Raw genomic sequence first — 25,438 nt, forward strand, 5'->3', positions numbered from 1 at the left:
CTGTGCCCGGCCCAGCCCAACTCCTGACCGTTTTGAAGGTGTCGAACCATGACAGTCGCCATCGACCGCGCGACCGGCAAGCGCCGCGGTGACCGCGGGCCCCGGCCCGGGCTGGGGCAGCGCATCAGAAACGGCTACCAGAAGTACTGGTACGCCTACGCGATGATCGCCCCGGTGGTCGTCGTACTCGCCGTGATCGTGGGCTATCCCCTGATCCGCGGCTTCTACCTGACCCTCACGGACGCCAACAGCCTCAACTCGGCGCGCACGATCGGCGTCAACCACATCGCGGCGACCTACAAGTTCATCGGGTTCGACAACTACAAGGACATCCTGTTCGGCCCGCTGTCGTACGACCGTTTCTGGTCGCACTTCCTGTGGACCGTCGTCTGGACGGTCGCCTGTGTGGCCCTGCACTACACCCTCGGCCTGGGCCTCGCGCTCATGCTCAACGAGAAGCTGCGCGGACGCACCATCTACCGGCTGCTGCTGGTCGTGCCCTGGGCCGTACCGACCTTCGTCACGGTCTTCTCCTGGCGGATCATGCTCGCCGACTCCGGCGTGATCAACCAGGTCCTGCACACCCTGCACCTGCCCCAGCCGCAGTGGCTGGAGGACACCTTCTGGCAGCGCTTCGCCGCGATCATGGTCAACACCTGGTGCGGCGTGCCGTTCATGATGCTCTCGCTGCTCGGCGGTCTGCAGTCCATCGACTCCTCGCTCTACGAGGCGGCCGAGATGGACGGCGCGAGCGCCTGGCAGCGCTTCCGGCACGTCACCCTGCCGGGGCTGAGGTCCGTCAGCTCCACCGTCGTGCTCCTCGGCATCATCTGGACCTTCAACCAGTTCGCCATCATCTTCCTGTTGTTCGGCCCGACCAGTGCCCCCGACGCCCAGATCCTCGTCACGTGGGCCTACTTCCTGGGCTTCGGACAGCAGCCGCGCGACTTCGCCCAGTCCGCCGCGTACGGCGTACTGCTGCTGTCGATCATCACCGTCTTCACCTCCTTCTACTTCCGCTGGCTGAAGCGCAATGACCAGCTCGCCGTCTGACGCCGCAGGAGCCGCCGCCATGAGCACCACGACCCTGGACAAGACAGCGGCCGCACCGGCCCCCGCCGCCCGGCCCGCGCGCCGGACCCGCCGGCGCGGCGAGCGCGGCCCGCTGGGCATCGCCCTGCTGCACGGCGGCCTCGCCGTCGCGAGCCTGATCGCGCTCGCCCCGGTGGCGTGGCTGATCTTCCTGTCTCTCGGTCCCGAGAAGGACGACTATCTGCACCCGGGCAAGATCCTGGGCAAGGTCACCTTCTCCAACTACAGCTACGTGCTCCAGCACACCGGCTTCTTCGACTGGTTCAAGTCGACGATGATCGTGGCCCTCGGCACCACCCTGATCGGTGTCTTCGTCGCCGCCACCACCGGCTACGCGGTCTCGCGGATGCGCTTTCCCGGCTACAAGCCGCTGATGTGGGTCCTGCTGCTGACCCAGGCCTTCCCGATCGCCATCCTGATCGTGCCGATGTACGAGATCTTCAGCGAGCTGGATCTCATCGACACCTACTGGGCGCTGATCGTCATCAACTGCACCACGGCCGTGCCGTACAGCGCCTGGCTGCTCAAGGGGTACTTCGACACCATCCCGTTCGAGATCGACGAGGCGGGCCGCGTCGACGGGCTGAGCCCGTTCGGCACCTTCTTCCGGCTGGTCCTGCCGCTGGCCCGCCCGGGACTGGCCGTGGCGGCCTTCTACAACTTCATCACGGCCGTCGGCGAGGTCGCCTTCGCGACCACTTTCATGCTCGACGACTCGAAGTACACGTTCGCCGTCGGCCTGCAGACCTTCGTCAGCGAACACGACGCGCAGTGGAACTACATGGCCGCCACCGCGGTGTTGATCGCGATACCCGTGTCCGTGTTCTTCTACCTTGTGCAGAAGAACCTGGTGACCGGCCTCACCGCGGGCGGGACCAAGGGCTGACCCGCCTCCCGGAGCCCCCGCGCGCCTGATCCGCGCGGGTGGCGGCCGCGGTGTCGTTCCGACCCCGCTGACACCGCGGCCGCCATGTCACCCCCGCCCCTTCGCAGACTCCATGACCCCGACTCCTCCCCGCCCGGCCCCGCCCGGGCGGGGAACCCCACCGCATCAAGGACGCCATGAGCCAGCACTCCGCCGACCCGGCCCCGAACACCGCCCTCGCCACCGTCGCCACCCATCGCGACTGGTGGCGTGACGCGGTGATCTACCAGGTCTATCCGCGCAGCTTCGCCGACAGCAACGGCGACGGCATGGGCGACCTGGAGGGCGTACGTTCCAGACTTCCGTATCTGCGCGACCTCGGCGTGGACGCCGTGTGGCTCAGCCCCTTCTACGCCTCGCCGCAGGCCGACGCCGGCTACGACGTCGCCGACTACCGCGCCGTCGACCCCATGTTCGGCAACCTCCTGGACGCCGACGCGCTGATCCGCGACGCCCACGGGCTGGGGCTGCGCATCATCGTCGACCTGGTTCCCAACCACTCCTCCGACCAGCACGAGTGGTTCAAGCGGGCGATCGCGGAGGGTCCGGGCTCGCCCCTGAGGGAGCGCTACCACTTCCGCCCCGGCAAGGGCGCGAACGGCGAGCTGGCCCCCAACGACTGGGAGTCCATCTTCGGCGGCCCGGCCTGGACCCGGGTCACCGAGCCCGACGGCACGCCCGGTGAGTGGTACCTGCACCTCTTCGCGCCCGAGCAGCCCGACTTCAACTGGGACCACCCGGCGGTCGGCGACGAGTTCCGCTCGATCCTGCGCTTCTGGCTGGACATGGGGGTCGACGGCTTCCGTATCGACGTCGCCCACGGCCTGGTGAAGGCGGCGGGCCTGCCCGACCTCGGCAGCCACGACCAGCTGAAACTGCTGGGCAACGATGTCATGCCGTTCTTCGACCAGGACGGTGTGCACGCCATCTACCGGCAGTGGCGCACGATCCTTGACGAGTACGCGGGCGAGCGCATCTTCGTGGCCGAGGCCTGGACGCCGACCATCGAGCGCACCGCCCACTACGTACGCCCCGACGAACTGCACCAGGCCTTCAACTTCCAGTACCTGGGCACCCACTGGGACGCGGCGGAGCTTCGCACGGTCATCGACCGCACCCTCGACGCGATGCGCCCGGTCGGTGCCCCGGCCACCTGGGTGCTGTCCAACCACGATGTGACCCGGCACGCCACCCGCTTCGCCAACGAGCCCGGCCTCGGCACCCAGATCCGGCTGGCGGGCGACCGCGAGCTGGGGCTGCGGCGTGCCCGCGCGGCCACGCTGCTGATGCTGGCGCTGCCCGGCTCGGCGTACCTCTACCAGGGCGAGGAACTCGGTCTGCCGGACGTCGTGGACCTCCCGGACGAGGTGCGTCAGGACCCCGCCTACTTCCGGGGCGAGGGCCAGGACGGCTTCCGTGACGGCTGCCGGGTGCCGATCCCGTGGACCCGCACCGGATCGTCGTACGGCTTCGGCAGCGGCGGCAGCTGGCTGCCGCAGCCCGTGAGCTGGGGCGACCTCAGCGTCGAGGCCCAGCAGGGGGTCCCCGGCTCGACCCTGGAGCTGTACCGCACCGCTCTCGCCGTGCGGCGCGAGCAGCCCGGACTGGGCGCGGGCGACTCGGTGGAGTGGCTGAGGGCCCCCGAGGGGGTGCTCGCCTTCCGCCGCGGGGACTTCGTCTGCGTCGCCAACACCACGGGCGAGGCCGTCACGGTCCCGCCGTACGGCCGTGTCCTGGTCGCCAGCGGTGAGGTGACGGAGGCGAACGGCGAGAGCACGGTGCCCGCCGACACCACCGTGTGGTGGACCACCGCCTGATCCGGCGCAAGCCTTTCATCGGGTTTCAGGGGCCCGTCGTCCGACCGGGACGGCGGGCCCCGTCGTGTGCCCGCACCGGGTGATGCGGCGTCAACCAGTCGCAACCGACCACTATTTCGCGTATGTGACAGGAACATGTCTGGGGGGTTGACCGTCGAGGTCGGGGCTCGTACGGTCTGCTGCACTGCAAGTAGTTGAAAACTTGCAGTAATTACCTTCAGGGGATCTCACGGTCCGTCAGGGACCCCCACAGCAGATCCTTCAACGGAGAAGGAACCCCCACATGGCCAGTAGAACGCTCTCCGGCGCCCTCGCCCTCGCGGCGGCGGCGTCGGTCGCCCTCGCCGTCCCCGCCGGGACCGCGTACGCCTCCCCGCCCGGCAGCAAGGACGTCACCGCGGTTCTGTTCGAGTGGAACTTCGCCTCGGTCGCCAAGGAGTGCACCAACACCCTCGGCCCGGCAGGCTACGGCTACGTCCAGGTCTCCCCGCCCGCCGAGCACATACAGGGCCCCCAGTGGTGGACGTCGTACCAGCCGGTGAGCTACAGGATCGCGGGCCGCCTCGGCGACCGCACGGCCTTCCGGAACATGGTCGACACCTGCCACGCGGCCGGTGTGAAGGTCGTCGCGGACACCGTCATCAACCACATGTCGGCGGGCGGCGGCACGGGCACCGGCACGGGAGGCTCGTCGTACACGAAGTACGACTACCCGGGCCTGTACTCGTACGCCGACTTCGACGACTGCACCTCCCAGGTCACCAACTACCAGGACCGCTGGAACGTCCAGCACTGCGAGCTGGTGGGCCTCGCCGACCTCGACACCGGCGAGGAGCACGTCCGCGCGACCATCGCCGGCTATATGAACGACCTGCTCAGCCTGGGCGTGGACGGCTTCCGCATCGACGCCGCCAAGCACATCCCGGCCGAGGACCTGGCCAACATCAAGTCCCGGCTGACCAACCCCTCCGCGTACTGGAAGCAGGAGGTCATCTACGGCGCCGGCGAGGCGGTCCAGCCGAGCGAGTACACGGGCAACGGCGACGTCCAGGAGTTCCGCTACGCCTACGACCTCAAGCGGGTCTTCAACAGCGAGAAGCTCGCCTATCTGAACAACTTCGGCGAGGGCTGGGGCTATCTGGGCAACTCGGTCGCCGGGGTCTTCGTGGACAACCACGACACCGAGCGCAACGGCTCGACCCTGAACTACAAGGACGGCGCCAACTACACCCTGGCGAACGTCTTCATGCTGGCCTGGCCCTACGGCTCCCCCGACATCAACTCCGGCTACGAGTGGTCCGACGCGGACGCCGGTCCGCCCAACGGCGGTGCGGTGAACGCCTGCTGGCAGGACGGCTGGAAGTGTCAGCACGCGTGGCCGGAGATCAGGTCCATGGTCGCCTTCCGCAACGCCACGCGAGGCCAGGCGGTCACCAAGTGGTGGGACGACGGCAACAACCTCATCGCGTTCGGCCGCGGCAGCAAGGGCTATGTGGTGATCAACCATGAGAGCACCGCGGCCGACCGGTGGTACGAGACCGCGCTGCCCGCCGGCACCTACTGCGACGTGCAGGGCAACAGGACCGTGACGGTGAACGGCAGCGGCTGGTTCCAGGCGTCCGTCGCCCCGAACGCCGCGCTCGCCCTCTACGCGGGAAAGTCGAGCTGCTGACCCACTGACAGTCCGTACCGCCGCGGTGCCCTCCGGCAGATCCGCCGGAGGGCACCCCGTCGTGTCCGCGCCCAACAGCCTTGCACCGCCCATGAGTCGGGTCGGGCGGAATTGGCTCTGAAAGTACTTGCCGTGAGTTTCAAGACTCTTGCTGTAAGGCTTTCGTCGGCGGTACGGTCGCGCCGGCGCCCGGCGACGCAGCCGTCCCGCGGCGCAGGGGTCGGACCCGATTGAGCCGCAGTCGCAAGGAGTTCACGCCTGTGATACCGAGATGGCCGACGCCCCAGAGGCGTCGTACCCCCAGCCGGAGAAGGGTCACGGCCCTCACCGTCACCGCGCTCGCCGCGGCGCTCCTGCCGCCCCTCGCCGCCAGGGCGGCCACCCCGCCCGCGCCGCCCTCCGACGCGCGGCTGGCGGCCGAACCCGGCCGGCACGACGACACGCGCGAGCAGTTCTACTTCGTGATGCCGGACCGGTTCGCCAACGGCGACACCTCCAACGACCGAGGCGGTCTGACCGGTTCACGGCTCGCCACCGGATACGACCCCACGGACAAGGGCTTCTACCAGGGCGGCGACCTCAAGGGCCTGACCCGGAGGCTCGACTACATCAAGGGCCTCGGCACCACCGCCATCTGGCTGGCCCCGATCTTCAAGAACCAGCCCGTGCAGGGCACCGGCGCCGACGCCTCGGCCGGGTACCACGGTTACTGGATCACCGACTTCACCAAGGTCGACCCGCACTTCGGGACCAACAAGGACCTGGCGGACCTCATCTCCAAGGCGCACGCCAAGGGCATGAAGGTCTTCTTCGACGTCATCACCAACCACACCGCCGACGTCGTCGCCTACGAGGGCGCCTCGCACGACTATCTCTCCAAGGGCGCCTTCCCGTATCTGACCAAGGACGGCCGGCCCTTCGACGACGCCGACTACGCGGACGGCACCAAGGGCTTCCCGCCGGTCGGCACCGGCTCCTTCCCGCGTACGCCCGTCGTGCCCGCCGCGAAGAAGAACATCAAGGTCCCGTCGTGGCTCAACGACCCGACGATGTACCACAACCGAGGTGACTCCACCTACGCCGGCGAGAACGCCACCTACGGCGACTTCTCCGGCCTCGACGACCTGTGGACCGAGCGCCCCGAGGTCGTCAGCGGCATGGAGAAGATCTATGAGCGCTGGGTGCGGGACTTCGGCGTCGACGGCTTCCGCATCGACACCGTGAAGCACGTCGACATGGACTTCTGGACGCAGTGGGCGACCGCGCTCGACCGGTACGCCGCCGCGCACGGCCGCAGGAACTTCTTCATGTTCGGCGAGGTCTACTCCGCCGACCCGTCGGTCACCGCGCCGTACGTCACCCAGGGCCGCCTGGACGCCACGCTCGACTTCCCCTTCCAGGAGGCGGCCCGGGAGTACGCCTCCCAGGGCGGCAGCGCCCGGAAACTCGCGGGCGTCTTCGCCGACGACTACAAGTACACGACCGACAAGGCCAACGCGTACGAGCAGGTCACCTTCCTCGGCAACCACGACATGGGGCGGATCGGGTACTTCCTGAAGCAGGACAACCCTAAGGCGTCCGACGCGGAGCTGCTGAAGAAGGACGAGTTCGCCAACGAGGTGATGTTCCTCAGCCGCGGCAACCCCGTCGTCTACTACGGCGACGAGCAGGGCTTCACCGGCTCGGGCGGTGACAAGGACGCCCGCCAGACGATGTTCGCCTCCAAGGTCGCGGACTATCTGGACGACGACGAGATCGGCACCGACCGCACCCACGCGAGCGATTCTTACGACACGGGTGCGCCGCTCTACCGTCAGATCGCCGCTCTCTCCGCGCTCCGCAAGGCCAACCCCGCCCTCGCCGACGGGGTCCAGACCGAGCGCTACGCGGCCGACGGCGCGGGCATCTACGCCTTCTCGCGCACCGGCACCGACGGCACCGAGTACCTCGTCGCCCTCAACAACGCCGGCGAGCAGAGGACGGCCGCCGTCGCCACCGGCTCCGCGGACATGACCTTCCGGGGCATCCACGGGACGGACGCGTCGGTCCGCAGCGACGCCGACCGCAAGGTCACCGTCACCGTCCCGGCCTACTCCGCCGTCGTCCTCAAGGCCGCCCGCCCGCTCGGCGCACCGGCCACCAGGCCGACGATCACCCTGAAGGCCCCGGACGCGGGCGCCACCGGCACGGTCGAGGTCTCCGCCGACGCCGAGGGCGGGCAGCTCGACCGGGTCGTCTTCGCCGCCCAGACCGGCAACGGCCCCTGGCGGACCCTCGGCTCCGCCGACCACGCCCCGTACAAGGTCACCCAGACCCTCGCGAAGAACGTCCCGGCCGGAACCGCCCTGCGCTACAAGGCGGTCGTGATCGACTCGGCGGGCCGCACGGCGAGCGCGACGGCGGACAGCACGACCGGCACCCCGCCGGCCCCACAGGTCCCCACCGCCTCCTCCCGCGACTACGCGATCGTCCACTACAAGCGCGCCGACGGGAACTACGCCGACTGGGGCCTGTACGCCTGGGGCGACCTCGCCGACGGCGAGGCGACGACCTGGCCGGACAGCCACCCCTTCGTGGGCCGCGACGCCTACGGCGCCTTCGCCTACGTCAAGCTGAAGCCCGGTGCCTCCAGCGTCGGCTTCCTCGTCATCGACAAGAACGGCGACAAGGACGTCTCCGCCGACCGCACCATCGATGTCACCAAGACGGGCGAGGTCTGGGTCGAGCAGGGCAAGGAGACCGTCCTCACCGAGAAGCCGACGGCCGACTACCCGCCGCAGGACACCACCAAGGCGGTCGTCCACTACCACCGCGCCGACGGGAACTACGGCGGCTGGGGCCTCCACGTCTGGACGGGCGCCGCGAACCCCACCGACTGGTCCAGCCCGCTCGAGCCGGTACGCACCGACGCGTACGGCGCGGTCTTCGAGGTGCCGCTCGCCGACGGCGCCACCAGCCTCAGCTACATCATCCACAAGGGCGACGAGAAGGACCTCGCCGCCGACCAGTCGCTCGACCTGAAGGCGAACGGCCACGAGGTGTGGTTGCTGAACGGTCAGGAGAAGTACCTGCTGCCGCAGCCCGCGGGCAGCTCGGCCGCCCTCGACCTGACCACCTCGAAGGCCGTCTGGATCGACCGGAACACGCTCGCCTGGAACGGCGTCGACGGCGCCGCCTCCACCCAGCTGGTCTACTCCCACGACGGCTCGATCGCCGTCAAGGACGGGGCGCTGACGAGCGACGACGAGCGCTGGCTGCGGCTGTCGAGGACCACGCTCACCGACGCCCAGAAGGCGAAGTTCCCCTATCTGAAGGACTACGCCGCCTGGTCAGTCGACCCGCGCGACCGCGGCCGGGTGCGCGAGGCCCTGAGCGGCCAGCTCGTCGCCTCGCAGCGGGCAGCCAACGGGGCGGTGCTGGCGGCGACGGGCGTCCAGATCGCCGGCGTACTCGATGACGTGTACGACGCGACGAAGGCCGATCTCGGGCCGACGTTCCACCACGGCCGTCCCACGCTGGCCGTCTGGGCGCCCACCGCGCAGTCGGTGAGGCTCGAGGTGGGCGGCTCCACGGTCGCCATGCGGCGCGACGCCACCACCGGCGTCTGGTCTGTCACGGGCCCGGCGTCCTGGAAGAACAAGCCCTACCGGTATGTCGTGAAGGTGTGGGCGCCCAGCGTCCGGAAGATCGTCACCAACAAGGTCACCGACCCGTACTCCCTCGCCCTCACCGCCGACTCCGCGCGCAGCCTCGTCGTCGACCTGAACGACCGGTCCCTCGCCCCGAGCGGCTGGGCGCAGCTGAGGAAGCCGAAGGCGGTGCCGCTCAGGGACGCCCAGATCCAGGAGCTGCACATCCGGGACTTCTCCGTCGCGGACAAGACCGTGCCGGCCAAGGACCAGGGCACCTATCTCGCCTTCGCCGACAAGAAGAGCGACGGCTCCCGCCATCTGCGCGCGCTGGCGAAGGCGGGCACCTCGTACGTCCATCTGCTGCCCGCCTTCGACATCGCGACCATCCCCGAGAAGAAGTCCGAGCAGCAGACCCCTGGCTGCGACCTCGCCTCCTACGCCGCCGACTCCGACCGGCAGCAGGCCTGCGTCGCCGCGACCGCCGCGAAGGACGCCTACAACTGGGGTTACGACCCGTACCACTTCACGGTCCCCGAGGGCTCGTACGCCACGGACCCGGACGGCACCGGACGCACGGTCCAGTTCCGCACGATGGTCAAGTCCCTCAACGACGACGGCCTCAGGGTGGTGATGGACGTCGTCTACAACCACACGGCGGCGAGCGGCCAGGCGGACACCAGCGTCCTGGACAGGATCGTGCCCGGCTACTACCAGCGGCTGCTCGCCGACGGCTCGGTGGCCAACAGCACCTGCTGTGCGAACACCGCGCCCGAGAACGCCATGATGGGCAAGCTCGTCGTGGACTCGCTCGTCACCTGGGCCAGGGAGTACAAGGTCGACGGCTTCCGCTTCGACCTCATGGGCCACCACCCGAAGGCCAACATCCTCGCGGTGCGCAAGGCGCTGGACGCGCTGACCCCCGCGAAGGACGGGGTCGACGGCAAGAAGATCATCCTCTACGGCGAGGGCTGGAACTTCGGCGAGGTCGCGAACGACGCCCGCTTCGTCCAGGCCACCCAGAAGAACATGGCCGGCACCGGCATCGCCACCTTCTCCGACCGCGCCCGTGACGCCGTGCGCGGCGGCAGCCCCTTCGACGCCGACCCGGGCGTCCAGGGCTTCGCGTCCGGCCTGTACACCGACCCCAACGCGTCCACGGCCAACGGCACTCCGGCCGAGCAGAAGGCCCGGCTGCTGCACTACCAGGACCTCATCAAGGTCGGTCTGACCGGCAACCTCGCGAAGTACCGCTTCACCGACGACGACGGCAAGGAGGTCACCGGGGCGGAGATCGACTACAACGGCGCCCCGGCCGGCTACGCGGACGCCCCCGGCGACGCCCTCGCCTACGTGGACGCGCACGACAACGAGTCCCTGTTCGACGCCCTCACCTACAAACTGCCCGCGTCCACCAGCGCACCGGACCGGGCCCGGATGCAGGTGCTGGCGATGGCCACGGCCGCCCTCTCGCAGGGACCGGCCCTCTCCCAGGCGGGCACCGACCTGCTGCGCTCGAAGTCGCTGGACCGCAACTCCTTCGACAGCGGCGACTGGTTCAACGCCATCCACTGGAACTGCGCGGACGGCAACGGCTTCGGCCGCGGGCTGCCGACGGCGGCCGACAACCTGTCCAAGTGGGCCTACGCCAAGCCGCTGCTGGACACTGTCAAGGTGGGGTGCCCGCAGATCGACGGTGCCTCCGCTGCCTACCGGGACCTGCTGAGGATCCGTACGACCGAGAAGGCGTTCTCCCTCGGCACGGCCGCGCAGGTGCAGGACCGGCTGGCCTTCCCGCTGTCCGGCAAGGACGAGACACCCGGCGTGATCACCATGACCCTCGGCGACCTGGTCGTGGTGTTCAACGCGACGCCCGAGCGGCAGGAGCAGCGCGTCCAGACGCTCGCCGGGGCCCACTACCGGCTGCACCCGGTGCAGGCGGCCGGCGCGGACGCGGTGGTGAAGACCTCCGCCTACGCGGCGGCCACGGGCACCTTCGCCGTCCCGGCGCGCACGGTGGCGGTGTTCTCCCGGGGCGCGTGACGACGCACCCCGACAGCGGGGCCGGGACCGCTCGCGGGCCCGGCCCCGCGCTGTGCGGGAGCCGCTGGGGAGAGGGGCGGCACGGCGGCTAGGGTGAGCCGTGTCGTCGTAGAACAGGAGTGCTCATGCCGCAGATCATCGTCGACTACTCGGCCCGACTCGCCGAGGACTTCGACCGGCCCGGGTTCGCCAAGGCGCTCCATGCCGCCACCGTGGAGATCGCGACGGCGAAGCCCCCGGCCTGCAAGACCCAGTTCCGCCGGACCGAGGACACCGTGGTCGGTCCCGACAGCGAGGGGCACGCCGTCGTGTGCATCTCCATCGGTCTGCTGGCCGGACGCACCCAGGAGACGCGGGCGCGGCTCGCCGAGACCGCGCTGGAGCTGCTGCGCCAGTATGTGAAGCCCGCCGAGGGCCTGGCGCTGCACGCCTCGGCGGAGGTGCGCGACCTCGACCCGTCGTACCAGAGGTTCGACGCCTGAGCCGTCAGGACGCGAGGGCGATCAGCCGGGCGACCAGGTCACCGAAGGGACCGTCGGCCGGCTCGCCCTCGAACATGGGGCGCACCACGGCGGCCAGTTCCTTGTCGTAGGCGGCGCCGACGGCCGTGAGCGCGCCGAGGTCGTGCACCAGCTGGCTCTCCAACTCGGCGCGCGGGACGCGCCGGCCGTCCAGCCAGAGCAGCGCGGTCGACTCCGCGAGCGAGATCCAGGAGCGGATGATCAGCTCCAGCCGCGCGGGCGGCTCCTCGATCTCCAGATGCGAGAGAATCTGCTCGTACGCGGCCTGGCGCACCGAGTCGATGAGGGCGTTCGTCGTCGACGAGCCGACCGCCGGGCCGCCGCGCATCAGCGCCGAGAAGCCGGGGCCGTGCTGGTCCACGAAGTCGAAGAAGCGGCGCATCACCCGGAGCAGCCGGGCCCCGAGGGGACCCTCGTGCGGCTCCGTGAACCGGTTCGCCAGATCGTCCGCGGCCCGCCTCAACGCGGCCTCGTACAGGCTGAGTTTGCCCGGGAAGTAGTGATAGACGAGCGGGCGCGAGATGCCCGCGGCCGACGCTATCTCGTCGATGGAGACCTCGTCGGGGGAGCGCTGGCTGAACAGTTCGAGGGCGACGCCGATCAACTGCTGCCGTCGCTCCTCGACTCCCAATCTGCGGCGTACCCCGGTAGTCATACGAACACCTTACCGATCGAATCCGGCCTTGAACCGGCCGGATCCCTGTGGTGTGTTCACACCTCCGGCACAACTCCCTCACCGTACCCCCGTGATCCGAGGGCCGGTTCGGTGTGTGCTCACCGCAGTCCGCCGACGGTCCTCCCATCGGTTAGGGTGCCCCTCAGCCCGGCCCGGACACCCTGCCTCGTCCGCACCGTCAGCAGGCTGCCCCGCGCCGACCCGTTCACCTGGCCGGTCGTCCGGACGGACACGGTGTCCTTGCTGCCCGCGGCGAGCAGGTACCAGGCGCCCCCCGCCGACTTCCACAACACCCCGGCCAGCACATGGGGATCCTTCGCCCCGCACGCCGCGACGCCCTCGGCCTGCGCCGCGACCGCCCCGGACCGCCCGCCCGGCGTGCGGAACTGGGCCAGCACACGCGGCGCGTCGCCCCGCCAGGTGTCCGCCCGGGTGCACACCCACTGCGCGACCCCCGACCCGTGCGGCAGCGACTGCCGCGCGAACTCCCACGCGTTGACGGACCGCACGCCCTGCGACCGCACCGCCGCCAGCGAGCACGCGAACGGTGCCCAGGTAAGCAGGTCCGCCGCCCCGGACGCCTCCCGGGGCCCGGCCGGCCGCCCCACGGTGAGATGCGCCGGCATCAGCTCCCCGAGGTCGGCCAGCACCCGCGTACCCGAACCGTCCGTCAGCTGCAGCACGTTCCACGACCCGCACGAGCCGCTCTGCTGGGCCGGACTCGCGAGCGGCGCGGTCACCCCGTCCGCCGGGCGCAGGTCCATCGCCCCGGCCGACGGCCGCGCGAGGTCCCGCTGCACCGCCGCGCGCACCCAAGGGGCCGTCAGATAGCGGACGTTGCCATCGGCGCGGTCCAGCACCAGCGCCTCCGCCTCGGCCCCGGACGCCGCGTCCGCCCGGGCGAGGTCGAGCGCGGCCCCGTCCGTGCCGTTGCTCGGCTCGGCGTAGCGCACGATGCGCAGACCGTCGTAGAGGACCACCACGCGCGCCGCGTCCACCCGGCCCGCGTACAGCAGCTGCGGCGGGCCGGCGGGGCCGCCCGAGGGCGTGCCGGGGGTGGCCGAGACCCGTACGGACTCCCCGGGCCGCGCCCAGACGGCGAGCGCGCGCCGCAGCAGCCCCCGGTCGCCGGTCAGACCGCCGCGGGCGGGCCACACGGAGAAGTCGGTACGTGCCGACGTCTGCCACGCGGTGGGCGCCACCCGGGTCACCCGGGCCGGATCCAGGGCGGCCCGGGCGGCCGGGTTCTGCGCGTCGGCGGGGGCGGCGGCGCCGTCCGGGCCCCAGCCGCCGCTCGGCACCGTCAGCAGCGCCCCGCACACCGCTGCGGCCGCCGCGGCGGCGAGCGCGGCCTTGGTGTGCTGCCGGCGCCGCATCAGGTCGGTCGGCCGGGCCTGGAGCGCACACGGGTCGAACTCGGGGGAGTGCAGCAGGGCGTCCTCGGCCGGTACGGACGCGGCTTCGCGGATCGCCGCCGCCGGGTCCGCGACCCCTGCCGCGGACAGCACCCGGCGCACCCCGCCCTCGGGGAGCCCCTCCAGCCCGCGCAGCACATGGGCGGCGCGGGCCGGGGCGGACAGCGCGGACAGCCGCTGGTCCAAGGCGAGTTCGTCGGCGCCGCCCGAGCGCGGGAACAGCCGCAGCCCCCACACCAGGGGCAGCAGCGGCGGCAGCTGGGGCCGCTTCGGCCAGGCCGTGCCCCGAAGCGGGCGGCCCGCCTCCAGCGCCGTACGTACCACGCGCAGCCGCAGCAGGGCGTACCCGGGGTCGCCGTCACAGCCCTCCGCCTGGCTCCCGGCTCCTCCGGCACCGCCGGAGCGGTGGGATGCCCCGGCGCTGTGCCGGCCGCCGCTCTGGGAGGGGTTCACGGCCGAGAGGGCGCGCCCCCGGGGCAGTGCCCGCTGGACGAGACCGTGCGCGGTCAGCACCCGGCGGTTGCGGCCGAGGCCCGGCGGCAGCACCAGATAGGCGAGCCGGACGAGCCGGGGATAGTGCTCGACGAGCGTGGCCTCGGCCTGCTCGACGTCGATGGCCGGACCGGAGGCCGATGCGGGGTGGGGGGCGACGTCCTGTGACTGCACGTTCAGCAGAACGAGCGAAACGGTGGTTGGTCACCTGGACGGGCGAGCGCGGGGGAGCGGTACCCGGGCGTGCGCGTGCACGGGGCGGTCAGTCGCCGGGCTCGACCAGCAGCCGGGCGTAGTTCGCCATCGACCGCTGATAGCGCGGCAGATGCGGCGCGAGCGCGCCGAGCACCAGGGACAGCCCTTCGCGGTCACGGCCCAGGCTCGACAGACACAGGGCGAGGCAGCCGCGCACGGCGTCGTCCAGTTCGTCGGAGGGGGCGTCGAGTTCGGGGGTGAGCAGCTTGACGCCCTCCTCGGCCTGTCCGATGTTCCGCAGCGAGCTGGACAGCTGGATCTTCGCCCGGCGGCCGCGGTAGCCGTCGAGACCGCGCGCCAGCGCCTCCCGGTACAGCGGCACCGCCCGGTCCGAGTGGCCCGTCGAGTCCCAGGCGCAGGCCCGCTCGAAGGGGCCGAACGGACTGCCGTCGGGCAGCTCGGCGGCGAGGGCGTCGATCACGGCCCGGAAGTCCGCGGCGTCCTCCTCGGCGTAGTCGTCGAACGTCGCCCACGCGGCCGCCACGCGCTCGTCCCAGTCCTGCGTGTCCACGCTTCCCCCTCGCCCCGTGTCAGGCCGCCCACCTTCGCACACGTGTGCCGGGCGGGGCACCGGATTTCCGTGATCCCACAGGGAGCCGGGCGGCCGTTGAGCACAGAAGGCGTCCCAGCCGTACGAGAAGGCAGGGTCCTCGCGGGGGCCTTCAGTGGCATGGGCCGGAACGACCGGGAGAAGACATGAGGACGCGCGAGAAGCTGGCGGCCGGCGCGGCCGTCGCCCTGCTGGTGCTGACCGGCTGTGCCGGGTCGGGCGGGTCCGGCGGGTCGGCCGCCGCCCAGAGCAAGGTTCCGGCGACTGCGACCGGCAGCCTGGAGGACCTGGCGGCGGACGTGAAGTGCAAGCCGAACATCCAGACGGACGCCGACGAGATCCGGCAGGCCATCTGCATCAACTCCGACGGCAAGTTCGTGCTCGCCACCTTCGCCACCGACCGGGGGCAGCGGGAGTGGATCAACGATGCCAAGGACTACGGCGGTTACTACCTCGTGGGCCGCAAGTGGGTCGCCGTCGGGGACAACGGGGTGGTCAAGGCGCTGCGCGGCACGCTCGGCGGCGATGTCGAGATCGGTGTCGACCACCACTCCCACGCCGGGCACAGCGGCTGAGCCAGGAGCGAAGGAGCCAGGGGCCCCGCGGTGGGAGCCGCGGGGCCGCACGGCGAAGGGCCGGCCGCAGTGCGGAGCACATGCCGAAGAAGGCCGGTGACGGGAATCCCGCCACCGGCCTTCTTCAGTGGATCACCGTTCAGTGGTCACCGCCTCAGCGGGTCACTGGCACTGCCGACCGGAGTTGATGCAGTTGGCGATCTTGTTCGCCAGGCCGCCGGTCGTGACGCTGATGAAGTCGTCGTGGTCGGTGGCCGGCTTGTGGAGCTGGTCCGGGAAGCCGTCGACCGCGTAGGCGTTCTTCACCTGACCGTTCACGATGGTCGGCGGGTTGATCTTGTACACGAGGCGCATCGTCAGTTCGGGGATGGCCTTGAAGCCGTTCCCGCAGACGCCGCTCGCCGGGTCGGGGAAGGCCACGTGCGTACGGTGGTTGGCGCTGTCGATGTTCTGACCGTCCCAGCAGCTCTGGAAGGCGAACGTGCGGACCACGTTGCTGCCCTGCGGGCAGATCGGGTACTGCGTCGTCAGCTGGACCTTGTTCTCGAAGCCGGTGCAGCTCCAGTGCGCGTTGGCGTTGCCCAGACCGTTGGTGGTGGTCTTGGCGTCACCGGTGATGATGCGCAGGAACTGCGGCATCGCGACGACCTTGCTGGCGGGGCTTCCGACGTACTTGATCTGCGCCTGGACCGGGGTCAGGATCCGGCCGACGTTGCCTTCCTTGCCACCGCCGTCGGCGTTCTGGTCGAAGTCCTGCGTGCCGTCCTGGATACGGACCACAGGCCAGTAGTACGCCGACAGGTCGTTCTTGTTCTGGCAGCTGGTGCCGCCCTGCAGGAACGTCTGGTTGCTGGAGAAGGCGTTGACCTTCTGGTTGCCGACGTAGTCGTGCAGGTGGTGCGCGCCGTTGGTCACGCCGGGCGCCACGATGACGTTGTCGGTGTTGTGGTTCTTGTTCGCGTTCACACCGCAGCGGGTGACGAACGAACCGGTCGAGGCGGTGCCCTGCTTGGCCGGCTTGCCCTGGACGTTCGGCGCGACCTTGGTGATGTCGACGAAGTCCGCCGCCACCGGGCCGTTGCCGGCCTGACCGCCGTTGCCCTGCTGCTGACCGCCGTTGTTCTGCTGCTGGCCGCCGTTGTTCTGCTGGCCACCGGTCTGGCCACCGGTCTGGCCGCCGGTCTGACCGGCGGTGGTCTGGTTGGTGTTCAGCGTCGTGCAGGAGGCCAGCTGGGACAGCGACTGGTTGAAGGACCCGCCGACCCGCTGGATGTCGATTCTGATGCGGTCGATCGTCGCGGCCCGCTTCTCCTTGAGGGGACCGACGATCGCGTTCTGCACGAAGTTCGCGTCGTTCGCCTGGGCCTGACGCGTCGAGGCGAGCCGGGCGTAGGCCTCAGTGATCTGCTTGTCGAGCTTGGCGAGCTCCGCGGCCACACCGTTGCGCGCAGCGGCCGGCACGTTCGTCAGCTTCTGGCCGACGTCCGGGCACGAGATGGTCGCCACCGTCGCACTCGCGGCCTTGGTCTGGTTACCCCCCCAGGCGTTGTTGGTCTCGTGCGCCGAAGCGTAGTAGTTCGCCCAGATCAGCCCGCCCCCACCGAGCGCTAGGGCAGCCGAGGCGGCAATGGCCTTCGTGGCCAGCGGCGTACGGCGTTTTCGAGTGTTGCGTCCCATGGAACTCCTCTGACTTCCTTTCGGGGCGGAGGCGCCCGACAGGCGTGAAGCGGTGTCCTCTCATACGCAGGGGGTGTGAGGGGTGTTCAGGAGCCTCGGAAAAAACTTAGAGCTTCGTATGGCCATTTCGGGCGCAAGAGCCACAGAGGCCCCTGTTTCAACGGGAGTTGAGGAGGGTATCTCGGGTATTTTTGAATTCAATTCAATGTTCGGTGCCGTTCTCGCCTTTACCGGCCAGCACTTTCTGCTCCAGCACGCGATCGAGGCCCACCTTCGGACGACCGGGCCGCAGGGGCGCGTCCGGGCCGGCGCTCCGCAGCCAGTTCCAGGTGTCGGCCACGGTCTCCGCCACCGGCCGGCAGCGCAGTCCGTCCCGGACCGCCCGCGACACGTCCGCGCCGTGCAGGGCCGCGTGGGCCTCGCTGTCCGGCGGCACCCACACCGGCAGCTGTGTCCAGGGCTCGATGCCCGCGTCGAGGATCACCTCGGGCGCGGTCCAGCACAGTCGTGCATCGCTCCCCGTCTCCCGTACGCAGGCCGTCAGCAGCTCGCCCATGGTCGTGTGGCCCTGCGGGCTCATGAGGTTGTACGGCCCGTTCAGCCCCCGCTCCACCGCGTCGAGGATCCACTCCGCCAGATCCCGTACGTCGACGTACTGCAACGGCAGGTCGCGCGGACCGGGCGCGAGGACCGGACCGCCCCGGGCGATCCGGGTGAGCCACCACGGCAGCCGGTGGATGTTCTCGTACGGCCCCAGGATCAGCCCCGACCGCACCAGCAGGGACCTCTGCGCACCGAACGCCGCCACGGCGGCCAGCTCACCTCCGAGCTTGTCCTGCGGGTACGCGGTCCGCTCCGCGTCGGCCGCCGCCCCCTGGACCAGGGGAGCGCCCTCGTCGTAGCCGGGATCGGGAGCCCAGGCGTAGACCGAGCAGCTGGACACGTACACATACCGTCCGGCCCGGCCGGCGAGCAGCCGGGCGGACTCGTGCACCGCGCGCGGCGCCCCCGACCAGGTGTCGACGACGGCGTCCCATTCACCGGGCTCGCGATCCCGTTCGAGCGCCGCGAGCCCGCCGGGCGCGGTGCGGTCCCCCTGTATCTGCCGTACGCCGAACGGGGGTTGGTGCCGCCCCCGGTTGAGGACGGTCACCTCCCAGCCCCGGTCGAGCGCCGCCTCCACGACGGCCCGCCCCGCGAACTCCGTACCGCCCAGCACCAGAAGTCTCATACGGACGACTGTGCCCGGCCGGCCCGCGGGGCGGAACACGGATCTGCTGACAGAAGATCCGGGGCGGCGGGGTCAGCGGCCCGGCGTGTACTTGTAGCCCACGCGCCGTACGGTCTGGATCGCCTGGCGGTGCTCGGCGCCGAGCTTGCGGCGCAGCCGGGCGACATGGACGTCCACGGTGCGCCCGTCGCCCACGTGCCCGTAGCCCCAGACCGTGCTCACCAGCTGGTCCCGGGTGTGCACCCGGTGGGGGTGCGCCACGAGATGGGCGAGCAGCTCGAACTCCAGATACGTGAGGTCGAGCGGCCGTCCGGCCACCTCGGCGGTGCGCCGCGCGGCGTCGATGCGGACGAGCGGTTCCCCGGCGGCGGGTTCGGCGGTTCGCGCGGCCCGGGGATCGTCCGCCGGGGTGTCGTCGGCCCGGGTGTCGTCCGCGGGGGCGGGTACGGCGACCGGCGCGAAGGAGGGCGGCTGGTCGGCCGGTACGAGCACCAGATAGCCGATCATCGGCGGCCGGCCCGGCAGTTCGGGCAGGGAGTGCGGGGGCACGGGCAGCCAGGTGGCGCCCGGCGGCAGGAAGTCCGGTACGCCGGGGACCTCGCCCCGGTCGACGGCACGCAGCCGGTGCCGTGCGGAGCCGGCCGAGGGGGCCGCCGGGGTGTCGAGGGTGGCGGTCGGCAGAGAACGAGTGGTCGCCATGAGAGGTCAGCTCTTTCGCGCGAGGAGTTCGTCGGGGAGGCCGACGACCGCGAGTTCGTGGCCGGGGTCGTCGAGGACGTACGTCGTGCGCGCTGGCCGAAGGCCGGGGTGCCGGCTTTAGAGGGCCCGCGCGTTCCGCGCGCGACAACACACCCGGTCGAAGTCGTGGTGCTGACGGGAAGGCCAGAAGGGCTCGAGGTCATGGCGACCCGTCGCGCTGCACTCCTGGAGGCTGGCCATGGCCCCATTGAAGCAGACAGCCGGGCCCGGCAGCAGTCTTCTTCCACGCATCGGACACCGGAGGGGGCGCCCACCGGATCGGTGGACGCCCCCTAGGGAGCCGTAGGGCGTCGGTCAGACCTGGTCGGCCTTCTCCAGGGCCGTGCAGCAGGTGTCGACGAGCAGACGGGTGACCACGTACGGGTCGACGTTGGCGTTCGGGCGGCGGTCCTCGATGTAGCCCTTGCCGTCCTTCTCGACCTGCCACGGGATGCGGACGGAGGCGCCGCGGTCGGAGACGCCGTAGGAGTACTCGTTCCACGGGGCGGTCTCGTGCAGGCCGGTCAGCCGGTCGTCGATGCCGGCGCCGTAGTTCTTGACGTGGTCCAGCGGCTTGGAGCCCTCGCCGAGCGCCTCGCAGGCGGTGATGATCGCGTCGTAACCCTCGCGCATCGCCTTGGTCGAGAAGTTCGTGTGCGCACCGGCGCCGTTCCAGTCGCCCTTGACCGGCTTCGGGTCGAGGGTCGCGGAGACGCCGAAGTCCTCGGCGGTGCGGTACAGCAGCCAGCGGGCCACCCACAGCTGGTCGGAGACCTCCAGCGGGGCGAGCGGGCCGACCTGGAACTCCCACTGGCCCGGCATGACCTCGGCGTTGATGCCGGACAGGCCGAGGCCCGCCTTCAGGCAGTTGTCCAGATGCGCCTCGACGATCTCACGGCCGAAGATCTCGTCGGCGCCAACACCGCAGTAGTAGCCGCCCTGGGGGGCCGGGAAGCCGTTCTCGGGGAAGCCGAGCGGGCGCGTACCGTCGAAGAAGGTGTACTCCTGCTCGATGCCGAAGATCGGCTCCTGCGCGGCGAACTGCTCGGCGACCTCGACCAGCGCGGCACGCGTGTTGGACGGGTGCGGGGCCATGTCCGTGTCGAGGACCTCGCACAGCACCAGGATGTCGTCGCCGCCGCGGATCGGGTCCGGGCAGCTGAAGACCGGCTTGAGCACGCGGTCCGAGGAGTGCCCCTCGGCCTGGTTGGTGGAGGACCCGTCGAAGCCCCAGATCGGCAGAGAGTCGAGACCGGCGGGGGCACCCGTGATGATCTTCGTCTTGGAACGGAGCTTGGCCGTCGGCTCGGTGCCGTCGATCCAGATGTACTCAGCCTTGAAGGCCACGGGCCACATCCTTCGGGGTGGGTCTTGGCGCACTTGCGGGTGCCGCGGCGCCGTCGTGCACCGCGTATTCCTGCCCCGCAGACTGCCAACAGGCGATTTCTCGTCCATTGCCCGGTTGTGAACCCCGTGTTACCGGCGACTGCGCGTCCCTGCGGACGGCAAGGCACGTACATCGGTCGGGTGCATGCCCCAGGAGGCGGCGGCCCGGTTACCGACGGCCCGCCCGGGCGGGGGGCCGTGTCCGAGCGCTGCCGCGCCGCGCTCGCCGCACACCAGGGTCCTGCTGCTCGTGGCCGCGAACAGCAGGACCCGTGATCCCCGCCCTGTGGCCGTCCGCGCCGCCGGGCCGCTGCCGGACGCGGAGTCCCCCGTCCGTTCCGTTCAGCGACCCGGCGGCTGCGAACCGCCGCCTCCTGGAGTTCCTAAGGGGCTGACCTCACCCCACCTTCTCGATCACGGCACGGCGGATCAGGAACTTGCCGGGCTCGCGGACCTGCTCGAAGGCGGCGTTGTTGAGCAGCACACAGCTGCCGGAGACCGAAGTGACCGTCACCGTCGTGGACTTGTTGTTGTCCAGGTTGGTGACCTTCAGCTTCGTGCCCGCCGGGAACTGGTTGCTGGACGCCGCCGGGGCGCCGGCCTCGCCGGACAGCGTCACGGTCGAGCCCTTGCAGACCTGCTGGCCCGAGGCGGCACCGGCGTTGCCGGCGTTGCCCGCGGCGCCGTTGTTCCCCGCGCCCTGCGCGGGAGCGGTGTTCGCCGGCGGGGTGGACGCGGACTGCCCGGCCTGAGGGTCCTGAGCCGACCCCCCGGCCTGCGCCGCGCCACCGGCCTGCGCCGCGCCACCGGCCTGCGCCGCCCCGCCCGCCTGCACGGACTCCCCGACCTGACAGTCCGACGCCTGCTGCTGGACCTTGATCTGGGCGATGACGGCCTCGCGGTTGGCGATGCGTGCCGCCGACTGGGCGTCCGGCTTGGCCTTCTGCCCGGCGATGAACGACTCGTTGTTGCCGAGTGCGGTGGCGAGTCCCTTGCAGACCGTCGAGGTGGCCGCGGTCTGCACGTTGGCCGCGTTCGAGGTGGCCGCGAGGGCGAAGGCCCCGCTGCCCGCCACGGCGACGGCGGTGACTGCCAGCGCGATCTTCTTCTTGGGGCTGAGGGTTCTCCTACGCGACATGCGCGCCTCCTGTCCCCGGCCGCCTTGTCGACGGCCGGTCGCGAAAGGTACGCCGCTATGTACGAGATCCCGAACTGGGTTACTCAGCGGTTACAGGAGTCACTGAAGTGACGTGGGTCACGTGGGAGTTGTGGCTCAGCGGGACAGGGCGTCCCGTACCGCCTCGTCCGTGCGGCCGACCACGGCCGTCCCGTCGTCGGCGGTGATGATCGGCCGCTGGATGAGCCGGGGGTGCTCGGCGAGCGCGCGCATCCAGCGGTCGCGGTTCGCGTCGTCCCTCGCCCACTCCTTCATGCCGAGTTCCTTGGCGTCGGCCTCCTGGGTGCGGGTGATGTCCCAGGGTTCGAGGCCGAGCCGCGTCAGTACGTCGCGGATCTCGTCCTCGGTGGGGACGTCATCCAGATAGCGGCGGACCGTGTAGTCGGCGCCCTCGGCGTCGAGCAGGGTGAGGGCGCTGCGGCACTTCGAGCAGGCCGGATTGATCCAGATCTCCATGCGGCCCACGGTAGCCGAATCCCTTTGTTCGAATTTGATGCCGCCTCATGCGTCCCTCTTGAAACTGGTGTGACGGGTCACCAATTCCCTTGCTGAGCTGGGCTTTTATGGCGCTCGACGAACTCCCTGAATGTCAGTGCCGGGCAGTAGACTGGAAGCAGTGTTCGAGGGAGTGGCCGGGACGTCCGGCCGGCTCCCTGACCGCGACAGGAGGATGCCCGTGCCCGCTGCCGCAACGAAGCCGAGGTCGAAGCCGACCCAGTCCACCGCCCGGAGGCGGGTCCTCATGGATCTGCCGTACGCGCCGGTGGAGAAGCGCCCGCTCCCTCCGGGACGGCCGCGCGAGTGGTACGTCACACACAACCGCCGTCTGAAGGCGATGCGCCTCGCGATCGCCCTGCTCGACTCCGGGGTGTACGTGCCGAACCAGGCCCGCAACGAGACGATCCGGAGCACGGCGGAGCAGATCGGGGTGCATCCGCCGTCGGACACCACGTGCCACATGGTGCGGGCGCTGATGCGGTACAGCCGTTGAGCCGTTGACGGTGAGCCGGGTGCTCTGTGCCGTGGGGCGCCCGGCGAGACCCGTCCGTCGGCGGCCTGCCGTCACCCGGAGCGCCGTCCCCGGCGTGCGGGCGGCCCCCGTCCATGCCTTCACTGAGGCAGGGACGGTGTGGAGAGCCGTCGCGGACAGGCGGGAGAGGCGATGGCACGACACGGACGCACCCCTACGACGTCAGCCCGGACGGCGCCCGTGCCGCACCACGCCCCGCGCTCCGGCCTCCGGCCCCCGGGCCGGCCCGCCACCCGCACGGGCCCGTTCCCGAGAGGCCCCTACGGCCCGCGCCCGGGCCGGGGCCCCACGGACCCGCGGCCCGCGAGCCGGGCGCGCGCACATCGATCCCGTAGGCGCTGAGCCGTACGGCCACCCCTGGCGAGGACGCACCGCGTCGAAAAGGGGATGCACGGCGAGTAACCGTGTCCCTACGCTGGACACGCGTTCCGGAGCCGCCCACCACCGCTTTCCGAAGGACCGGTACCAGCCGGTGGACTCAGGGCTACTCTCTACGCACCTACGACGGCCGCCCGCCCCCAGCGACCCGTCGGACAGCGTTGGCACAACCACTCACCCACGCACGGAGGCCCGTCATGGGCACCATCGTCATTGTCGGAACCGTAGTCCTCGTCGTCCTGGGGTTCACCAACCACGCCTGGTGGCTCGCCGCCGCCGTCCTGCTCTTCCTGTACGCCCAGTACGGACGTCGTTCGTCCTCGACGTCGTCGGGCACGGGGGCCGCCCCGGGGGCGGCGGCCACCTACCAGCAGTACCGCGAGCGCCGTGACCAGCAGGCCAAGTGGGAGCGCCGCTACCGCCGCGAGCGCCCCTTCGAGACCCGCCGTCAGGAGCGCGAGAAGAGCAAGTGAGCCCCCGGGGCGCCGCCGGTCACAGACCGGGGGCGCCCCACACCGGGAACCAGCGGCTCAGGTCCTGCTCGATCCTGAGGTCGCTCGCGAGCGCCGCCTTCACCTGCAACTCCAGCGCGCTGTCCCGGCTCTGGGCGGAGCCGGGCAGCGGGGCGAAGGGGTAGAAGGTGCCGCGTTTGTAGAGGTAGACAAGGGCCAGCTTCCGGCCGGCCCGGCCCCCGTCGTGCCCGGCGTCCCCCTGGTTCGCGGAGACGTACTCGAATCCGGCCAGGGAGCACAGCAGCTGCGGTCCGAAGCCGTTGACCTCCATCGAGCTGTTCACCGCGTGCAGATCGTTGACCAGCTGGGGCAACTGGTCCGGGGTCCGCTGGGAGACCAGCCAGGAGTAGCCGTAGTCGTCCTGCCGGAGTTCCACGGGCGGACCGGTGCGGTCGGCGTCCGCGTCCAGCAGGGCCTGAACTTCCCGATGGGTCTGCTCGAAGGCCCCGCCCTCCACCGTGGCGAAGCACACCGCGCCGCCGCCGGTCGGCGTGAACCCGGCCGCCGCCTGGAGCGTCACGGCCGCCGACGGCAGCGCGAACAGCTGGTCGAGGTCGGGTGCGACGGGTTTGGTACGGCCCAGCAGGATGTCCAGCAGCCCCAAGGTTCAGCCCGCCTTCCCCGGCGCGGTGGCCTCACCCAGCTCGGCGGAGATCCGCCCCAGCTGGTCCAGCCGCTGCTGAAGGGTCGGGTGGGTGGAGAAGAACCGCTCGATGCCGGGCTCCTTGCCGGTCGCCGGGGTGAAGTAGAAGGCGTTGAAGGCCTGGGCCGTGCGCAGATCCTCGGACGGGATCCGGGCGATGTCCCCGGTGACCTTGGTCAGCGCGGAGGCCAGTGCCGAGGGACGCCCGGTCAGATGTGCCGCCGCCCGGTCGGCCGCCAGCTCCCGGTACCGGGACAGCGCCCGGATCAGCAGGAAGCTGATCGCGTACACGGCGGCCGAGACGCCCAGCACGGCGGCGAACACGGCCGCGGTGTTCTGGTCCCGGCGGCCGCCGCCGAAGAGCTGGGAGTAGAAGGCGAACCGCACGATCAGTCCCGCGATCACGCCGAGGAAGGACGCGACCGTGATCACGGCGACGTCCTTGTGCGCCACATGCGACAGCTCGTGCGCGAGCACACCCTCCAGCTCGGCGGGGTCCAGCCGCCGTAGCAGGCCCGTGGTCACACAGACCACGGCATGGTCGGGATTGCGCCCGGTCGCGAACGCGTTCGGCATGTCCATATCGGACACGGCCACCACCGGCTTCGGCATGTCCGCGATCGCGCACAGCCGGTCGACCACCGCGTGCAGCTCGGGATACTGCTCGCGCTCCACGACCCGCCCGTGCATGGCGAACAGCGCGATCCGGTCGGAGAACCAGAACTGCGCCACGAACATCGCGCCCACCAGGACGACGACCAGTACCCAGGACCTCAGCAGCGTGATCAACGCCGCGATGAAGCCCACGTACAGCAGTCCCAGCAGGAACAGCGTGACCGTCATCCGCACGGTCAGGCGCCGATCGCTCCGGAAGCGGCTCTGCATCTGCATCACCCCGCAGTCAGGCACGGGTCTATCATGATTTAGGTGTTTTTAGGCCGTTTAGCCTAGTGGTATTTGGTTGGTCCGGTCGGCCTATACCCGTCCGGCGGTAAGGCGGCCGT

Annotated in this window: 20 protein-coding genes; 9 read left to right on the plus strand and 11 right to left on the minus strand. The window is 70.7% G+C overall.

The features are described from left to right. The first annotated feature begins 48 nt into the window (after positions 1-48). From ACFYX0_RS15570 to ACFYX0_RS15595, 6 genes are all read left to right on the plus strand, one after another. Complete coding sequence (locus ACFYX0_RS15570) at positions 49-1,053, plus strand: carbohydrate ABC transporter permease (protein ID WP_388970523.1); 1,005 nt, start codon at positions 49-51, stop codon at positions 1,051-1,053. Between the two features lie 19 nt (positions 1,054-1,072). Beyond that, positions 1,073-1,978 carry a sugar ABC transporter permease gene (locus ACFYX0_RS15575; protein WP_388970525.1) on the plus strand — a complete coding sequence of 302 codons (906 nt, stop codon included), beginning with the start codon at positions 1,073-1,075 and terminating at the stop codon, positions 1,976-1,978. 176 nt (positions 1,979-2,154) lie between these two features. Then, the gene (locus ACFYX0_RS15580) at positions 2,155-3,834 is read left to right on the plus strand and encodes a glycoside hydrolase family 13 protein (protein ID WP_388970527.1); all 1,680 of its coding nucleotides are present in this window, start codon (positions 2,155-2,157) and stop codon (positions 3,832-3,834) included. Between the two features lie 283 nt (positions 3,835-4,117). Further along, the gene (locus tag ACFYX0_RS15585) at positions 4,118-5,506 is read left to right on the plus strand and encodes an alpha-amylase family protein (protein ID WP_388970529.1); all 1,389 of its coding nucleotides are present in this window, start codon (positions 4,118-4,120) and stop codon (positions 5,504-5,506) included. A gap of 260 nt (positions 5,507-5,766) precedes the next feature. Next, positions 5,767-11,178: a pullulanase-type alpha-1,6-glucosidase gene (pulA, locus tag ACFYX0_RS15590; RefSeq protein ID WP_388970531.1), complete on the plus strand. Its 5,412-nt coding sequence runs from the start codon at positions 5,767-5,769 to the stop codon at positions 11,176-11,178. A 125-nt stretch (positions 11,179-11,303) separates the two neighbouring features. Beyond that, positions 11,304-11,660, plus strand: coding sequence for a 5-carboxymethyl-2-hydroxymuconate Delta-isomerase (locus ACFYX0_RS15595; protein ID WP_311690626.1), 357 nt, complete (start codon positions 11,304-11,306; stop codon positions 11,658-11,660). A gap of 4 nt (positions 11,661-11,664) precedes the next feature. On the opposite strand, the gene ACFYX0_RS15600 is transcribed toward ACFYX0_RS15595, so the two are convergent. The 3 genes from ACFYX0_RS15600 to ACFYX0_RS15610 all read right to left on the minus strand — a co-directional run bounded on the left by ACFYX0_RS15600 (position 11,665) and on the right by ACFYX0_RS15610 (position 15,048). Continuing rightward, positions 11,665-12,354 carry a TetR/AcrR family transcriptional regulator gene (locus tag ACFYX0_RS15600; protein ID WP_355916781.1) on the minus strand — a complete coding sequence of 230 codons (690 nt, stop codon included), beginning with the start codon at positions 12,352-12,354 and terminating at the stop codon, positions 11,665-11,667. A 119-nt stretch (positions 12,355-12,473) separates the two neighbouring features. Further along, positions 12,474-14,456 (minus strand): hypothetical protein, encoded by a 1,983-nt coding sequence (locus tag ACFYX0_RS15605; RefSeq protein ID WP_388970533.1) that lies wholly within the window; start codon positions 14,454-14,456, stop codon positions 12,474-12,476. A gap of 88 nt (positions 14,457-14,544) precedes the next feature. Then, a complete protein-coding gene (locus tag ACFYX0_RS15610) occupies positions 14,545-15,048 on the minus strand; it encodes a tetratricopeptide repeat protein (protein ID WP_388970535.1) in 504 nt (167 codons plus the stop codon). A 185-nt stretch (positions 15,049-15,233) separates the two neighbouring features. Here ACFYX0_RS15610 and ACFYX0_RS15615 point away from each other — a divergent pair, with 185 nt between their 5' ends. Beyond that, the gene (locus tag ACFYX0_RS15615; RefSeq protein ID WP_355916773.1) at positions 15,234-15,662 is read left to right on the plus strand and encodes a hypothetical protein; all 429 of its coding nucleotides are present in this window, start codon (positions 15,234-15,236) and stop codon (positions 15,660-15,662) included. Between the two features lie 162 nt (positions 15,663-15,824). On the opposite strand, the gene ACFYX0_RS15620 is transcribed toward ACFYX0_RS15615, so the two are convergent. The 6 genes from ACFYX0_RS15620 to ACFYX0_RS15645 all read right to left on the minus strand — a co-directional run bounded on the left by ACFYX0_RS15620 (position 15,825) and on the right by ACFYX0_RS15645 (position 22,327). After that, the gene (locus ACFYX0_RS15620) at positions 15,825-17,339 is read right to left on the minus strand and encodes a DUF1996 domain-containing protein (protein WP_388970537.1); all 1,515 of its coding nucleotides are present in this window, start codon (positions 17,337-17,339) and stop codon (positions 15,825-15,827) included. 202 nt (positions 17,340-17,541) lie between these two features. Beyond that, a complete protein-coding gene (locus ACFYX0_RS15625; RefSeq protein ID WP_388970539.1) occupies positions 17,542-18,570 on the minus strand; it encodes an NAD-dependent epimerase/dehydratase family protein in 1,029 nt (342 codons plus the stop codon). Positions 18,571-18,642: 72 nt separating this feature from the next. Further along, positions 18,643-19,269 (minus strand): winged helix-turn-helix domain-containing protein, encoded by a 627-nt coding sequence (locus ACFYX0_RS15630; protein WP_388970541.1) that lies wholly within the window; start codon positions 19,267-19,269, stop codon positions 18,643-18,645. 354 nt (positions 19,270-19,623) lie between these two features. Then, the gene (gene glnII / locus ACFYX0_RS15635; RefSeq protein ID WP_388970543.1) at positions 19,624-20,655 is read right to left on the minus strand and encodes a glutamine synthetase; all 1,032 of its coding nucleotides are present in this window, start codon (positions 20,653-20,655) and stop codon (positions 19,624-19,626) included. A 436-nt stretch (positions 20,656-21,091) separates the two neighbouring features. Then, positions 21,092-21,832: a hypothetical protein gene (locus tag ACFYX0_RS15640; RefSeq protein WP_388970545.1), complete on the minus strand. Its 741-nt coding sequence runs from the start codon at positions 21,830-21,832 to the stop codon at positions 21,092-21,094. 135 nt (positions 21,833-21,967) lie between these two features. Beyond that, positions 21,968-22,327, minus strand: a complete 360-nt coding sequence (locus ACFYX0_RS15645) for an arsenate reductase family protein (protein WP_388970547.1) — start codon at positions 22,325-22,327, stop codon at positions 21,968-21,970. Positions 22,328-22,547: 220 nt separating this feature from the next. Between ACFYX0_RS15645 and ACFYX0_RS15650 the strand changes: the two genes are divergently transcribed. Both ACFYX0_RS15650 and ACFYX0_RS15655 read left to right on the plus strand, forming a co-directional pair. Beyond that, positions 22,548-22,862 carry a hypothetical protein gene (locus tag ACFYX0_RS15650; RefSeq protein WP_388970549.1) on the plus strand — a complete coding sequence of 105 codons (315 nt, stop codon included), beginning with the start codon at positions 22,548-22,550 and terminating at the stop codon, positions 22,860-22,862. A gap of 614 nt (positions 22,863-23,476) precedes the next feature. After that, positions 23,477-23,752, plus strand: a complete 276-nt coding sequence (locus ACFYX0_RS15655; protein ID WP_355916753.1) for a hypothetical protein — start codon at positions 23,477-23,479, stop codon at positions 23,750-23,752. 19 nt (positions 23,753-23,771) lie between these two features. Here the strand turns inward: ACFYX0_RS15655 and ACFYX0_RS15660 are convergent, their stop codons facing one another. Together ACFYX0_RS15660 and htpX are read right to left on the minus strand one after the other, a co-directional pair. Further along, entirely contained in the window at positions 23,772-24,395 is a 624-nt protein-coding gene (locus ACFYX0_RS15660) for a hypothetical protein (RefSeq protein WP_388970551.1), read from the minus strand. 3 nt (positions 24,396-24,398) lie between these two features. Then, complete coding sequence (gene htpX, locus ACFYX0_RS15665; protein ID WP_311690653.1) at positions 24,399-25,319, minus strand: zinc metalloprotease HtpX; 921 nt, start codon at positions 25,317-25,319, stop codon at positions 24,399-24,401. Positions 25,320-25,438: the final 119 nt, after the last annotated feature.

Source organism: Streptomyces sp. NPDC002573, assembly GCF_042889625.1.
Taxonomy (GTDB): Bacteria; Actinomycetota; Actinomycetes; order Streptomycetales; family Streptomycetaceae; genus Streptomyces; species Streptomyces gibsoniae.